At 63.2% G+C, this 14,385-nt stretch carries 12 protein-coding genes; 8 read left to right on the forward strand and 4 right to left on the reverse strand.

The window, feature by feature from the left end:
• The first annotated feature begins 17 nt into the window (after nt 1-17).
• The gene (gene ccoN / locus BHC62_RS23095; protein WP_029294717.1) at nt 18-1,445 is read left to right on the forward strand and encodes a cytochrome-c oxidase, cbb3-type subunit I; all 1,428 of its coding nucleotides are present in this window, start codon (nt 18-20) and stop codon (nt 1,443-1,445) included.
• Nucleotides 1,445-1,666 carry a hypothetical protein gene (locus BHC62_RS23100; protein ID WP_029294716.1) on the forward strand — a complete coding sequence of 74 codons (222 nt, stop codon included), beginning with the start codon at nt 1,445-1,447 and terminating at the stop codon, nt 1,664-1,666. The genes ccoN and BHC62_RS23100 overlap by 1 nt, the downstream gene beginning before the upstream one ends.
• A gap of 165 nt (nt 1,667-1,831) precedes the next feature.
• On the opposite strand, the gene BHC62_RS23105 is transcribed toward BHC62_RS23100, so the two are convergent.
• Nucleotides 1,832-2,326 (reverse strand): hypothetical protein, encoded by a 495-nt coding sequence (locus BHC62_RS23105; protein WP_029294714.1) that lies wholly within the window; start codon nt 2,324-2,326, stop codon nt 1,832-1,834.
• A gap of 119 nt (nt 2,327-2,445) precedes the next feature.
• On the opposite strand from BHC62_RS23105, the gene BHC62_RS23110 reads away from it, so the two are divergent.
• Nucleotides 2,446-3,147, forward strand: coding sequence for an aspartate/glutamate racemase family protein (locus BHC62_RS23110; protein WP_029294712.1), 702 nt, complete (start codon nt 2,446-2,448; stop codon nt 3,145-3,147).
• Here BHC62_RS23110 and BHC62_RS23115 read toward each other — a convergent pair.
• From BHC62_RS23115 to BHC62_RS23125, 3 genes are all read right to left on the reverse strand, one after another.
• Entirely contained in the window at nt 3,135-3,647 is a 513-nt protein-coding gene (locus tag BHC62_RS23115; protein WP_070996273.1) for a GNAT family N-acetyltransferase, read from the reverse strand. The two genes, BHC62_RS23110 and BHC62_RS23115, sit on opposite strands and share 13 nt — an antisense overlap.
• 60 nt (nt 3,648-3,707) lie before the next feature.
• A complete protein-coding gene (locus BHC62_RS23120) occupies nt 3,708-4,856 on the reverse strand; it encodes a glycerate kinase (RefSeq protein WP_070996274.1) in 1,149 nt (382 codons plus the stop codon).
• Between the two features lie 367 nt (nt 4,857-5,223).
• Complete coding sequence (locus tag BHC62_RS23125; protein WP_029294706.1) at nt 5,224-6,330, reverse strand: sugar diacid recognition domain-containing protein; 1,107 nt, start codon at nt 6,328-6,330, stop codon at nt 5,224-5,226.
• Between the two features lie 170 nt (nt 6,331-6,500).
• On the opposite strand from BHC62_RS23125, the gene BHC62_RS23130 reads away from it, so the two are divergent.
• The 5 genes from BHC62_RS23130 (at nt 6,501) to BHC62_RS23150 (ending at nt 14,377) form a co-directional block, all read left to right on the forward strand.
• Nucleotides 6,501-7,811, forward strand: a complete 1,311-nt coding sequence (locus tag BHC62_RS23130; RefSeq protein ID WP_029294704.1) for an MFS transporter — start codon at nt 6,501-6,503, stop codon at nt 7,809-7,811.
• Between the two features lie 364 nt (nt 7,812-8,175).
• Nucleotides 8,176-10,305: a TonB-dependent receptor domain-containing protein gene (locus tag BHC62_RS23135; protein WP_256324417.1), complete on the forward strand. Its 2,130-nt coding sequence runs from the start codon at nt 8,176-8,178 to the stop codon at nt 10,303-10,305.
• A gap of 16 nt (nt 10,306-10,321) precedes the next feature.
• Complete coding sequence (locus tag BHC62_RS23140) at nt 10,322-12,034, forward strand: ABC transporter substrate-binding protein (RefSeq protein WP_070996275.1); 1,713 nt, start codon at nt 10,322-10,324, stop codon at nt 12,032-12,034.
• Nucleotides 12,031-12,954: an ABC transporter permease gene (locus tag BHC62_RS23145; protein WP_070996276.1), complete on the forward strand. Its 924-nt coding sequence runs from the start codon at nt 12,031-12,033 to the stop codon at nt 12,952-12,954. Before BHC62_RS23140 ends, BHC62_RS23145 begins: the two co-directional genes overlap by 4 nt.
• A 181-nt stretch (nt 12,955-13,135) precedes the next feature.
• Nucleotides 13,136-14,377 (forward strand): acyl-CoA dehydrogenase family protein, encoded by a 1,242-nt coding sequence (locus BHC62_RS23150; protein ID WP_070996277.1) that lies wholly within the window; start codon nt 13,136-13,138, stop codon nt 14,375-14,377.
• Nucleotides 14,378-14,385: the final 8 nt, after the last annotated feature.

The following is a 14,385-nucleotide window of genomic DNA, read 5'->3' on the forward strand; positions in this document are numbered from 1 at the left end:
ACCGTGGAAGACTGACCATGAGCACAGCATCAACCGGGCAGGCCTATAACTATAAGGTTGTCCGTCAATTCGTCATCGCTACCGTGGTATGGGGCGTTATCGGCATGGCCATGGGGGTGTGGATCGCCTCGCAACTGGTGTGGCCGGACATGAACCTGGACCTGCCCTGGACCACGTTCGGCCGGTTACGACCGCTGCACACCAGCCTGGTGATTTTCGGCTTTGCCGGCAGCGCGCAATTTGCCGCCAGTTACTACGCGGTACAGCGCACCTGCCAGGTGCGCCTGTACTCCGATTGGCTCGCCGCCTTCACGTTCTGGGGCTGGCAGTCGGTGATCGTGATCATGCTGGTCACCCTGCCCCTGGGCTACACCACCACCAAGGAATACGCCGAGATCGAGTTCTCCGGTGCGGTGTGGATGACCGTGGTGTGGGTGGCCTATGCGATTGTGTTCTTCACCACCGTGGTGCAGCGCAAGACCCAGCACATCTATGTCGGCAACTGGTTCTTCGGCGCGTTTATCGTGGTGATCGCCATGCTGCACGTGGTTAACCACCTGTCGATCCCGGTGGACTGGTTCAAGTCCTATCCGGTGTATTCCGGCGCCACCGACGCCATGGTGCAGTGGTGGTACGGGCATAACGCGGTGGGCTTCTTCCTGACCACCGGGTTCCTGGGGATGATGTATTACTTCGTGCCCAAGCAGGTCGGGCGGCCGGTGTATTCCTATCGCCTGTCCATCGTGCACTTCTGGGCGTTGATCACCCTGTATATCTGGGCCGGCCCCCACCACCTGCACTACACCGCGCTGCCAGACTGGGCGCAGTCGCTGGGCATGGCTATGTCGCTGATCCTGCTGGCACCCAGCTGGGGCGGGATGATCAACGGCATGATGACCCTCTCGGGCGCGTGGCATAAATTGCGCACCGACCCGATCCTGCGGTTCTTGGTGTTGTCGCTGGCGTTCTACGGCATGTCGACCTTTGAAGGGCCGATGATGGCGATCAAGACGGTCAACGCCCTGTCCCACTACACCGACTGGACCATCGGCCACGTACACGCCGGCGCCCTGGGCTGGGTGGCGATGATCACCTTTGGCTCGCTGTACCACATGATCCCCAAAGTCTTCGGCCGCGAGCAGATGTACAGCGTGCCGCTGATCAACCTGCACTTCTGGCTGGCCACCATCGGCACGGTGCTGTACATCGCCTCGATGTGGGTCAACGGCATCACTCAAGGCCTGATGTGGCGGGCGGTCAACGACGATGGCACCCTCACCTACTCCTTCGTCGAAGCGTTGCAGGCCAGCCACCCGGGGTTTGTCGTACGGTTTGCCGGGGGCGTGTTCTTCCTCGGCGGCATGTTGCTGATGGCCTACAACACTTGGCGCACCGTGCGCGTCGCGGACTTGAAGGTGGCGCACCGTGATGCGCAGATCGCCTGATGTGGGAGATCATCCTCAACCTGGCGGCGGTCATCTGCCTATATGGCACCGTGGAATATTGCCTTCGGGACCAGTCGGGAGAAGCCTTGGATGAAGCCAGTCTGATTCCGTTTGCCGACGACCCGGAAGTGGCACGCCGGGTGGAGTTGGCGACGGGCAAACAGGTCAAGGCAGTGGCGCCTGAAGAGGCCAAGCCCGGTTGGGGCAACGTAGAGGTCTGAAGGCCTGAAGGCCTGTTGAGCTTTGTGTGGGAACGGGCTTGTGTGGGAGCGGGCTTGCCCGCGAAAGCGGTGTGTCAGGTTAGGAATACTTGACTGACACACCGTCATCGCGGGCAAGCCCGCTCCCACATAAAGCCCCTCCCCAGCGCCCAGATTTGCTTGGGATCAGCCGCGTTCGCGAGGAATCAGGCTTTGCAACTGCAAGGCCAGGAAATTGGCATCGAAGGTGAAGGTATCCGGGTCTTTCAAGCCATTGGTTTTCTTCCATAGCCAGTCGTCAGACCCCGGCAGCAGCACGAGGGAAATGCTGCCGTAGCGGGCCGCCGTCAGCCCAATGACCGACAACGAAATCAAGCCACCCGCCCCCATCACATCCGGTACGAACTCCACCGGTTTGCCAGCAATATGAATGGTCAACTTCTCGGTCTTGAACGTCGAAGTCTCCACCGGCACGCTCGGCCCGGACGCCACATAGGCCTCACGCTGCACCTGCAGTAAACCGTCGCTCTTGACCGGCGCCAGCCATTGCTCGATATGACCGTACAGCTCGGTGATTTTCTGGGTCCAGTGGGCTGACTGCACCTCGAACTGTTGGCGCTTGTGCGCTTCGCTGTCGGCGTAATGACGAAGCATCTCGCCCAGTTGCTGTACATCGTCCATTGCGGTGTTCCTCGGGGACTGCAAACAACGATCATGGCAGATGCAGCCACCGCGCGTATGACTAACGCTCGCGGGTTGAGTAAGGTGTGGCTTTCGCCCAACAGCTTGGAGAGTTTCGCATGCGCACCATCGGCCTTATCGGCGGCATGAGCTGGGAGTCCAGCGCCGAGTACTACCGGATCATCAACCAGCAGGTCCGCGACCGATTGGGGCCATTGCGCTCGGCACAAATGCTGCTGTACAGCGTCGACTTCGGCCCGGTGGAACAAGCCCAGCACGCCGGGCGCTGGGATGACGCGGCGCTGATCCTGCAAGACGCCGCACGTCGTCTGCAAGCGGGTGGTGCCGACTGCATCGTGCTGTGTACCAACACCATGCATTTGGTCGCACCGCAGATCGAAGCGGCCGTGTCGGTGCCGTTCCTGCACATTGCCGATGCGGCGGGCGCGGCGGCGGTCAAGGCCAATACCCTGACCGTCGGCCTGCTGGGCACGGCGTTTACCATGGAACAGGACTTTCTCAAGGCGCGCCTGGCGGCCCAGGGCTTGAACGTACTGGTGCCCGACGCGCAAGAACGCCGCGCCGTGCACCGGATCATCTATGAAGAGTTGTGCGTCGGGGTCATCAGCGAGGCGTCACGCCAGGTTTACCAACAGGCCATCGCGAACCTCGCGGCCCGTGGCGCCCAGGCAATTATCCTGGGGTGTACCGAGATTGGCCTGTTGATCAAGCCCGAGCACAGCGACCTGCCCTTGCTCGACACCACCGAGCTGCATGCGCAGGCTGCGGTGGCGTTTGCCCTGGAGGATCAGGCGGTCTGACGCAGGCGGGCCATGCTCAGGGCATCGACCCATACGCCGTCACGCACGGCGTAATCGCGCAACCGGCCTTCGGTCTCGAAACCGAACTTGCGGTACAGCGCGTGGGCCGGCTCATTGTCGACATACACCGTCAGCTCCACCCGGTGCAGGTTCATCCAGTTGTCAGCCACCTCCAGCGCCGCACCCAATAACTGGCTGCCCACGCCCTGGCCCTGCCAGGCCACTGCCACCCCCATGCCGATGCTGCCGACATGGCTCTGGCGACTGCGCGCATATTGCTCCAGGGTGCAACTGCCAATCACCTCGCCTGCGTGCACCGCCACCAGCCTGAGCAGTCGCTCATTGGTATCGGCCAGGCGCTTGCGCCAGATTTCCAGTGACTGGAAAGGCATCTGCAGCACCTGACGGCACACGGCCGGGTCGTTGTAGAGCGCGTGCATGCCTTCGAGATGGCTTTCGGCAAAGCGCTGGATCACGATCTTGCTGTCAGGTACAGGCATTGTGTTTCATCCTTTGAAAGACAAGTGGCCGATCAGTGTAGGGGGCAGCGACAAGCGCTGTCATCCGCGACTGCGTTGTGCACCCAGCCGCCACACCCGTGCAATATCCGCCGCCCGTTCGCGCAACAGCCTCGGCGCTTCGCTGCAGGCCTGCTCCAGGCTCATCGGCCCACCTGGCAAGGCGAACGCGGCGTCGACGCCATGGGCGTACATTTGCTCGTAGCCCTCGCCCAGCGTCCCGGCGATCACAATCACGGGAACGCCGTGCTGCTTGGCCACCCGTGCCACGCCAAACGGGGTTTTACCGCGCAGGGTCTGGGCGTCGAAGCGGCCTTCGCCGGTGATGACCAGGTCGGCGCCGCGTACCGCATCTTCCAGGCCCACCAATTCGGCGACCACGTCCACACCTGCGCGAAACTGCGCACCGAGGAAGGCTTTGGCAGCAAAGCCCAGCCCCCCCGCTGCGCCGCTGCCCGGCTCGTCGCGCACGTCCCGGGGCAACACCTCGGCGCAGTGGTCGGCGAAGTGTCCCAGGGCCTGGTCCAGTTGCTCGACATGGCGTGCAGTGGCGCCTTTTTGCGGGCCGAAAATCGCCGAGGCACCTTGGGGGCCGCACAAGGGGTTGTTGACGTCAGCGGCGATCTCGAAGCGCACCTGGGCCAGCCGCGAATCCATCGATTCAAGATTGATGCGAGCCAACTGCGCCAGGGCCAGGCCGCCGCGCGCCAGCGTTGCGCCTTGGGCGTCGAGCAGTTGCACGCCAAGGGCCTGCATGGCACCGGCGCCGCCGTCATTGGTGGCGCTGCCGCCAATCGCCAGGATGATCCGCTGGGCCCCGGCATCCAGGGCGGCGCGGATCAGCTCACCGGTGCCGAAGGTGCTGCTGGAACAGGCATCGCGCTGCCCCGGCGGGACCAGTTGCAAGCCGCTGGCTTCGGCCATCTCGATGATTGCCGTGGCACTCTCGGCCAACCAGCCCCAGCGGGCCTCAACGGTCCCGCCCAACGGGCCTTGCACGGTGCAACTGCGCAATTGGCCATGGCAGGCGGCGAGTACCGACTCCACCGTGCCCTCACCACCGTCCGCCATCGGGCACTTGATCAGCTCCGCATCGGGCCAGACCTGGGCCAACCCTTGGGCAATGGCCTGGGCCACGCCTTCGGCACTCAGGCTGTCCTTGAACGAGTCGGGGGCGATGATGACTTTCATGGGCTTTCTCCGGTTTTTATGACACCCATGCTGCCAGCTGGCACCGGCAATGACGCCTGTCCGATGCACAAGCGTGGCTGGGGTTTATTGTTCATTTGGACAAAACCTGCACAAACCATGGCTAACCTTTGGCCAGTAAGCTTACCTGTGGCCAGCGGCCTTGCTTGTGGCCAGGGGGCTTGCTTGTGGCGAGCGGGCTTGCCCCGCGCTGGGCTGCGTAGCAGCCCCAATAAGCCCACCGAGTTTTACCAGGTAGTCCGAGGGTGCAGGGTTTGGGGCTGCTGCGCAGCCCAGCGCGGGGCAAGCCCGCTCGCCACAGATAAGCCACAGCCATATCCATAGCCATATCCATAGCCGCAGCCCAGGATCAGAGGTGCGGGCCTTGGGGCAGCAGTTGCACCCCCAGGTACAGTGCAAGCATGCCATCCAGGGTCAAGGGGTCGACACCACTCAACTCGGCAATGCGTTCCATGCGGTAGCGCAGGCTGTTGCGGTGGATGCCCAAGGCGTCGGCGCAGGCCTGGCTTTGTCCGTCGTGCTCGCACCAACTGCGCAGCGTGGCCTGCAACTGGCCGTTGCTGTCCTTGGCCAGGACCTTGCGCAACGGGTTGAGTAACTCGTCCAGCGCATCGTCGTTGCGATGACGCCAGAGCATCACTGGCAACCGGTAGCGATTGAGGGTCAGCAGGCGCGACTGGGGTAGCACGTCGCGGCCATAGGCGAGCAAGTCCGCCACGCGACGATAACAGCGGCGCAAGCCCGTCAATCCATCGGCCTGACCACCTACGGCTACCCGCAAGACGTTCCAGCCCGAGGCATCGAGCTTTTCCAGCAGGCGCGGGTTGTCGATCGGCACCGTCGCAGGGCGACACCACAGCAACGAAAACTGCGCGGAGCTGACGCACCAGCTGTCCGGGTAACGCGATGCCAGCCAGGCCGCCAGGGCTTCGGCGCTCTGGCCGGGGCCCAGTTCAAACAGATAGGGGGTGCGCGGCAACTGCGGCTTGAGCCCCAGTTGCTGGGCCTCATCCACCAGGCGCGGTGATTCGCCACTGTCGGCCAGCAGCAACGCCAGCAGATCATCACAGCGTTGGCGCCGCCACTGTTGCTCGGCCTGTTGATGGCGCTGGCTGACCAGCATCTCGGCGGTCATGCGCACCAGCTCGGCATAGGTGCGCAGCAGCTGCGGTTCACCACTGATGCCCAGCACTCCGATCAGGCGCTGGTCATGCAGCAACGGCAGGTTGATCCCCGGCGCCACGCCCTTGAGATGCTTGGCGGTCTGGCTGTCGATTTCCACCACACGACCGTTGGCCAACACCAATTGCGCGCCTTCATGGCGGGTATTGATCCGCTCCGGCTCGCCGCTGCCGAGGATCAGGCCCTGGCTGTCCATGACGTTGACGTTATAGGGCAAAATGGCCATCGTGCGATTGACGATATCCTGCGCCAGGTCATGATCGAGTTCGAACATGGGGCTAAATTCCTTGAAAGCGCTGCATTAAGCGATTGTTCAAAGGCACAGCGCAATGGATCGATCGCTGTGCGGGGGCACAAAGACACGGCACCGTCCCGTGACCGAGACTCTTGGGGCGATCAACGTTACCCTCGCATCGCGAAAAATCATAATAAAGAGAGAACGCCATGTCACAGAGCGCCGCCGCTACCCAGGCCAACGATGACGACAAAAACGCCGTCTACAAGCGCATCACCCTGCGCCTGATCCCCTTCATTTTCATCTGCTATCTGTTCAACTACCTGGACCGCGTCAACGTCGGCTTTGCCAAGCTGCAGATGCTCGACGCCTTGAAGTTCAGCGAGACCGTGTATGGCCTCGGTGCCGGGATTTTCTTTATCGGCTACGTGCTGTGCGGCGTACCAAGCAACCTGGCGCTGACCAAGTTCGGGCCACGGCGCTGGATTGCGCTGATGATGATCACCTGGGGCACCCTGTCCACCTGCCTGTTGTTTGTCACCACACCAACGCACTTCTACACCTTGCGCCTGTTTACCGGTGCCGCCGAAGCGGGCTTCTTCCCGGGGGTGGTGCTGTACCTCTCGCAGTGGTTCCCGACCTTCCGCCGTGGGCGGATCATGGCACTGTTCATGTCGGCGATCCCGGTGTCGGGCCTGCTAGGCAGCCCGTTCTCCGGCTGGATCCTCAACCACTTCGCGGCCGGCCAGGGTGGCCTCGCGGGCTGGCAGTGGATGTTCCTGCTGCAAGGTGTGCCGACGGTCATCCTCGGTGCCCTCGCCTACTTCCTGCTCAGCGACAGTTTTGCCAATGCCAAGTGGCTGACCGCCCATGAGCGCGCGGTGCTCGAGGCCGACCAGGCCACCGACCTGGCCAACAAGCCCAAGACCACCACAGATTCGCTGCTGGAAGTGTTCAAGAACCCGGCGATCTGGGCCTTTGGCCTGATCTACTTCTGCATTCAGAGCGGCGTGTACGCCATCAACTTCTGGCTGCCGTCGATCATCAAGAACATGGGCTTTAGCGATAACCTGGTAATTGGCTGGCTCAGTGCGATTCCCTACCTGCTGGCGGCGGTGTTCATGCTGGTAGTGGGCCGCTCTGCCGACCTGCGCAAGGAGCGACGTTGGCATTTGGTGGTGCCGATGCTGATGGGCGCTGTCGGCCTGATCATCGCAGTGAACTTCGCCACCACCCCGGCCATTGCCATCCTCGGCCTGACCATCGCCACCATGGGCGCCCTCACCGGCCTGCCGATGTTCTGGCCGGTGCCCACCGCCATGCTCAGCGCCGGCGCGGCAGCGGGAGGCCTGGCGTTGATCAACTCCATGGGCCAGATGGCGGGCTTCCTGAGCCCGTATGTGGTGGGTTTTGTGAAGGATGCCACCGGCTCAACCGACCTGGCGTTGTACTTGCTGGCAGCGGTGATTGTCGCGGGTAGCGTGCTGGCGTTGCGCATGACCCGCACCCTGAAGGCCTGACACGCTCAAAAACATGTAGGAGCCGCTTTTTGTGGGAGCGAGCAAGCCCGCTCCCACATTTGGTTCGGTGTTTACAGCAGGCCGCCGCTGTCGAGGCCGGTGATATCTGTGCCGAGTTGCTCGGCGAATGATCTAACCTCATAACCAAAACCGCTCTAGCACGGGCTCCTCAGTACTGTTCAAAATCGAACAGTGGTTCAACACAGGTGTCGTTTTTTGGCATAAGCGACCCGCTGATTAAAACCAAATACCCCACAAAAACCCGCTTTGGCTCTTGGCATGCTTTCTGCTCTATCCCTGCCAGAGATTGACTATACGAATAGAAACTCGCCTCCACTCGTAGCCAATCACAGGGAATGCACAATTGAAGTTGATCTCAAGGCCTCTGCCTCAACTCTCCTCCAGCTCGTTTAAAACCGTCAGTGCCCTGACCTTGATCCTCGCCTCCCAATGGGCCCACGCCGAGGATTCGCGCCTGCAGACCGTAACGGTGCAGGCGAGCAAGGTCACCGCCAGCGAAGAAGCCCAGCTCAAGCTCGACGAGGTGGCCGGCGGCGTCAGCCTGGTCAAGGCCGCCGATGTCGAACGCGGCCGCTCGGCGACCCTGGAAGACACCCTCGCCTATCAGCCCGGTGTGTACGCGCAGTCGGCGGGCGGCAACGATGCCATCAAGATTTCCATACGCGGCTCCGGGGCCAATACCTCCCCTGGGTACTTTCGCGAAGGCACCAAGTTCCTGTTCGACGGCCTGGCCCTGACCGGCTCCGGCGGCACGCCTTATGAGCTGCTGGAAACCCAGGGCCTGGACTACACCGAAGTACTGCGCGGGGCCAATGCCTTCCAGTACGGCGCGCTGTCGCTGGGTGGCGCGATCAATATGGTGACCCACTCTGGCCTGACTGCACCGGGCAATCACGCACGCTTGGAGGCCGGCAGCTTTGGCTGGCGCAAGCAGCAACTGAGCACCGGCGGCGTGGTGGGCAATGGTGACTACTACGTCAGCCTGAGCAACTCCGAACGCGACGGTTACCAGGACTGGACCTTCACCAAGGCCAAGGGCGTGGTCACCAACTTCGGCTACCGCTTCAACCCCAAGCTGGAAACCCGGCTGTTCGTACGCTACCGCGAGGAATACCACGAAAGCTCCGGCACCCTGACCAAGGCCCAGCTCAAGCACAACTCGTCGCGAACCAACCCGGTGGCCCTGGCCAGCCGCGATGATTCGACCAAGCGCGGGTCGACCTGGGTCGGCAGCAAGACCACCTATACCTTCGACGATGACGCGACCCTGGATTTTGGCCTGGTCTATCACAACTATCCGCAGGTGCTGTACCGCAAGAGCACGGTCAACCCCAATTACTGGGACTGGCGCGACCTGAACCTGTCGCTGACCTACAACCGCAGCGACCAGATCCAGGGCCATACCAGCAATACGTCCCTGAGCCTGACCAGCACCCAGCACCTGCAGGCCGGGGTCAAGACCTACAACGGCAACCCCGCCTCCAGCACCTACGGCGCCCTGCAGAAACAGGCGCGCTACACCGGCTCGTTCGACCGCGTGTTTGCCGCCGGCAACGACCTGCAACTGACCGATCGCCTGTGGTTGTCCACCGGGCTGTCGCTGAGCCAGATCAAGCGCGATATCGAAGTGCTTTACTCGGACCGCGCCAATACGTCGCCCTACCCTGACCACTACGACTACGACAGTTGGAACGTCGCGCCGCGCCTGGGCTTGCGCTATGAAATCACGCCCAACTTCCAGGTGTTCGGCAACGTCAGCCGCTCCATCGACCCGCCCAGCAGTTGGTCGTCTTCAGGCTCTGGGGTGGCCAGCAACTACGCCAAGACACTCACCGAGCAGAAGGCCAATACCGTTGAGTTTGGCGTGCGCGGCAAAGCCGGGATTTTCGACGGCAGCCTGGCGGTGTACCGCTCGTGGATCAAGGATGAACTGCTCACCGTCGAGGTGATACCGGCCACCAACACCAGCGCGGCGGTCAACTCCACCTCCAACGCCAGCCCGACCATCCACCAGGGCGTCGAAGCCGGCCTGGATACCGAGCTGTGGCACAGCGCGCGCGGCGAAACAGTCAGCCTGCGCCAGGCCTACACCCTCAATGACTTCTACTACCGCAACGACGCACGCTTTGGCTCCAACGAGCTGCCGGGGCTGCCCAAGCACGTGTACCAGGCCGAGCTGCAATACCGCCATCCCGATGGGTTCTATGCCGGGGTCAATGTGCGCTCGGTATCGAGTACCGCCGTGGACTACGCCAACACCCTGTATGCGCCCTCCTACACGATCTTCGGCGCCAAGCTGGGGTACGAAGCCCCAAGCAAGAAATGGCAGGTGTACCTGGACGTGAAAAACCTCACCGACCAGAACTACGTTACCGCCATCCAGCCGATCTACGACGCCCAGGGCAAGGACGTTGCCGCGCTGTATCCAGGGGACGGCTTTGGTGCCTTCACCGGTGTGGCGTTCAACTTCTAAGGTGGGAGCCTTCACGATGCCGATCAATCACTGGAGCAGGTTCGGCCTGCTCCTGGGGTTGCTGCTGGTGAGCGCCTGCTCGCCGGACGCCCCACCGCCCAGCTCGGTGCAGCGGGTGGACGGGCACCTGGACGCCCAGGGCCTGCTCAGCTATGACCCCAGCGACTACCACGAAACCCGCCAGGGCACGCCGGGCGGCACCTTGCGCGTGTCAGCGGCGTTGGATACCGGCACCTTCGATGTGCATTCCAGTTACCACGGCAACGTGCAATGGCTGGCGCGCATCGTCTACGACTGCCTGCTGTATCAGGACGAGAACGGCAAGATTTCGCCCTGGCTCGCCAAGTCCTGGGACGTCTCGCCGGATGGCAAGACCTACACCTTCCACCTGCGTGACGACGTGACCTTCAGCGACGGCGAAAAATTCAATGCCGAGGCGTTGCGGGTCAACCTGGAGCATATGCGCGACCCGGCCACCAAATCACCGCTGGCCGCCGCGTATATCGCGCCCTACGTCGACGGCCGGATCATCGACGACTACACCTTCGAAGCGCACCTGCGCGAACCCTACTCGCCGTTCCTGTATGTGCTGGCGCAGTCCTGGCTGAGCATGGTCTCGCCCAAACAGATCCGAGAAGCACCCAAGAGTATTGCCGAGCACCCTATCGGCTCCGGGCCGTTCGTGCTGCAAAGCTATACCCGCGAACAAGGGGCAACCTTTACCAGGCGCGCCGACTACCACTGGGCTCCACCGGTCACCCGGCACATCGGCCCGGCCTATCTGGACCGTATCGAGCTGAGCATCATCCCCGAGGCCATGACCCGCTACAGCACCCTGCAATCCAAGCGTTCGGACTTCACCCTGGATGCCCCGGCGCAGAATACGGCGGCAATGCGCGCCTCGCAGAACCTGGTGGTACGCAACCGGATTCGCATGGCCAGCCCTTACCGCAGCCTCACGTTCAACACCCTGCGCTTCCCGTTCGACGATGTACGGGTGCGCAAAGCCGTCGCCCAGGCCATCGACCGTGACGGCCTGGCCTGGATCGCCGGGTTCGGTGAGTTCCTGCCCAAGAGCGATTACCTGGCGGTGAACACGCCGTTCTACGATCCGGCCTACCGCGATGTACTGAAGTACGACGTCGACGCCGCCAACCGCCAACTGGACGAGGCCGGCTGGACCGCGCGCGATGCCGAGGGCTATCGGGTCAAGGATGGCCGGCGCCTGTCGGCGCACTTGCTGGGTTTTGAAAGCCCGCCGTTCCCCAGCAGCGTCGCGGTGGCGGTGCAGGCGGATGCGAAAAAAGTCGGCATGCAATTCATCATTGAGATGATGCCCCTGGCCCAGCTCACCGACCGTCGTACCGCGGGCAATTACGACGCCATCGGCGGTGGCTATTGGCACACCAACACCCCCGACGGCCTGTACATCCTGTACCACAGCGACTCGCGGGCCTCGCCCACCAAAAGCGGCAACAACCTCAGCAACCTCAGCGACCCGCGCCTGGACCAACTGCTCAGCGCCGCCCGCCGTTCCCATGACCCGCGAGAACTGCAGGCCCTCTACAGCGCCGCGCAACAACGCCTGACCGAAGTGGTGCCAGCGGTGCCGGACTTCGAGAGCCAGGTGCTGATTGCCTATCGCACGGCGGTCAAGGGGCTGATCTTCGACACCGTGCACAACACCCCATTCTTTACCAGCGTATGGCTGGACCAGGAGGCACCATGAAACGGCTTGCCGCTCGACTACTGGCCGGCGTGGGCGTGCTGTGGGGCGCGGCCACCCTGACCTTCGTCGCTATTCACTTCAGTGCCGGCGACCCGGTGCTGGCGATTCTCGGCGGGCCGGATGCCATTCCCACCCCGCAGCAACTGGCCCAGGTCCGCGAGGAATACGGCTTCGACCAGCCACTGTGGGTGCAATACGGACGCTACGTGGGCCGCATTGCCCAGGGTGATTTTGGCGAGTCGTACCGCCTGCGCATTCCCGTGACCGAAGCCATCGGCAAGCAGATCGGCGCCACGTTGCAACTGGCCCTGAGCGCTGCACTGTTGGCCATCGGCCTGGCGCTGGCCAGCGCGGTGCTCACCGCCAAGCGCAACCCCTGGGTACGCCGCGTGGCGTCGGCCAGCGAGCTGGTGCTGTCGTCATCGCCGTCGTTCGTGCTGGGGATTTTGCTGTTGCTGGTGTTTTCGTTCCAGTGGCCGGTATTGCCGCCGGCAGGCTCCAACGGCTGGCAAACCCTGATCCTGCCGACCATCGCCCTGGCCCTGCCGATTGCCGGGATGCTCAGCCAGGTGCTGCGCCAGGAACTGGAAGACATCCTCGAACAACCCTTTATCGCCATGGCCCGCGCGCGCGGCCTGTCGCAGACCGCGGTGCGCCTGCGCCATGCACTGCGCCAGGCCCTGGTGCCGCTGGTGACCCTGTCCGGGTTCATCTTCGCCAGCCTGCTGGGGGGAGCGGTGGTCACCGAAATGCTGTTCGCCCGCCAGGGTATCGGGCGAATGATGCTCGATGCCGCCGTGGCCAAGGATGCGCCGGTGGTGCTGGGGATCACGTTGTTGGCGGCGCTGGTTTATGTGGTGGTGAACCTGTTGGTGGATGTGCTCAACGGGTTGATTGATCCACGGGTTAAACCGCGATGAACACCGGTTTTATGTGGGGCCGGGCTTGTGTGGGAGCGGGCTTGCCCGCGAAGGCGGTGTATCAGCCAACTATTTATCAACTGACCCTGCGCCATCGCGGGCAAGCCCGCTCCCACACAAGCCCGTTCCCACAGTGGATCACCGACAGCTTCAAATACTGTATTCAAGTAAGGAACCGAATATGAGCAACACCCAACTGCACGAACGCTTCGCCCCGGTTTTCCAGCGCATTGCCCAGGGCGCGGTGCAGCGTGAACAGGAGCGGACCCTGGCCTTCGACGCCGTCGGCTGGTTGAAACACGCCGGCTTCGGTGCCTTGCGCGTACCGCGTAGCCAGGGCGGCCTGGGCGCCAGCCTGCCCGAGTTGTTCGCCTTGCTCACCGAGTTGGGCAGCGCCGACTCGAACCTGCCGCAGATTGTGCGCGCACATTTCGGCTTCGTCGAAGGCCGGCTGGTGAGCCAGGACAGTGAATCCCAGGCGTACTGGTTTCCCAAGGTCGTCGCCGGGCAATTGTGGGGCGCAGCCATGGCCGAGCGCAGTGACACCACCACCAACTCGGTGACGCTCAAACCCACCGCCGCAGGCTGGCAACTGGACGGGCAAAAGTACTACTGCACCGGCACCTTGTATGCCGACTGGATCGCCGTGGCCGCCGCCGACGGTGCCGACTTTATCAGCGTGGTGGTGCCCACCGATGCGCCCGGCGTGACCCGCGTGGATGACTGGGACGGGTTTGGCCAGCGCCTGAGCGGCAGCGGCACCACGCGCTTCGACCAGGTGGCGGTGCCCGAGCATCAAGTACTGCGGCGCTTCAAGCCCGGCGAATTGCGGGCCGAGTCGTATATCTCGGCGTTCTACCAGTTGTTCCACCTGGCGACCCTGGCCGGGATCGCCCGGGCCGCGCTGCGCGATGCCGTGGAGTTTGTCCAGGGCCGCACCCGCGCCTTTGGCATCCCCGGGCAATCCAGCCCGCGCCTGGACCCGCTGGTGCAACGGGTGATCGGCAAGCTGTCGAGCCTGGCCTATGCCGCCGACAGCCTGGTACAGACCACCGCGCAGGTGCTGCAAACCACCCATGAGGCCGTGCTCGACGGCTCCATCAGCGAAGCGCAATACGTCGACGCCGATGTGCGTACCTACCAGGCACAGCAAGTGATCCTGCCGCTGGTGCTGGAAGCCACCAGCCTGCTGTTCGAAGTCGGCGGCGCCTCGGCCACCAGCCAAGTGCGGCGCCTCGACCGGCATTGGCGCAATGCCCGCACCCTGGCCTCGCACAACCCGGCGATCTACCGCGAACGGGCCCTGGGCGATTTCTACCTCAACGACGTCAGCCCCGCTGCCGCCTGGCGCGCCGCCCAGGAACAAGCCGTGGCCGACAACCCCGAGCATGCCAGCGCGCGCGACGAAGCCAGCGCCGTCTAACCCCAGGA

Origin of the sequence: Pseudomonas sp. 06C 126, from assembly GCF_001855215.1 — a bacterium.
In the GTDB taxonomy this organism is placed as follows: Bacteria; Pseudomonadota; Gammaproteobacteria; order Pseudomonadales; family Pseudomonadaceae; genus Aquipseudomonas; species Aquipseudomonas proteolytica.

What these genes read in the sequence shown, in the direction of transcription:
- ccoN (WP_029294717.1), top strand. Translation starts at nt 18, where the DNA reads ATGAGCACAGCATCAACCGGGCAGGCCTATAACTATAAGGTTGTCCGT.
- BHC62_RS23100 (WP_029294716.1), top strand. Translation starts at nt 1,445, where the DNA reads ATGTGGGAGATCATCCTCAACCTGGCGGCGGTCATCTGCCTATATGGC.
- BHC62_RS23105 (WP_029294714.1), bottom strand. Translation starts at nt 2,326, where the DNA reads ATGGACGATGTACAGCAACTGGGCGAGATGCTTCGTCATTACGCCGAC.
- BHC62_RS23110 (WP_029294712.1), top strand. Translation starts at nt 2,446, where the DNA reads ATGCGCACCATCGGCCTTATCGGCGGCATGAGCTGGGAGTCCAGCGCC.
- BHC62_RS23115 (WP_070996273.1), bottom strand. Translation starts at nt 3,647, where the DNA reads ATGCCTGTACCTGACAGCAAGATCGTGATCCAGCGCTTTGCCGAAAGC.
- BHC62_RS23120 (WP_070996274.1), bottom strand. Translation starts at nt 4,856, where the DNA reads ATGAAAGTCATCATCGCCCCCGACTCGTTCAAGGACAGCCTGAGTGCC.
- BHC62_RS23125 (WP_029294706.1), bottom strand. Translation starts at nt 6,330, where the DNA reads ATGTTCGAACTCGATCATGACCTGGCGCAGGATATCGTCAATCGCACG.
- BHC62_RS23130 (WP_029294704.1), top strand. Translation starts at nt 6,501, where the DNA reads ATGTCACAGAGCGCCGCCGCTACCCAGGCCAACGATGACGACAAAAAC.
- BHC62_RS23140 (WP_070996275.1), top strand. Translation starts at nt 10,322, where the DNA reads ATGCCGATCAATCACTGGAGCAGGTTCGGCCTGCTCCTGGGGTTGCTG.
- BHC62_RS23145 (WP_070996276.1), top strand. Translation starts at nt 12,031, where the DNA reads ATGAAACGGCTTGCCGCTCGACTACTGGCCGGCGTGGGCGTGCTGTGG.
- BHC62_RS23150 (WP_070996277.1), top strand. Translation starts at nt 13,136, where the DNA reads ATGAGCAACACCCAACTGCACGAACGCTTCGCCCCGGTTTTCCAGCGC.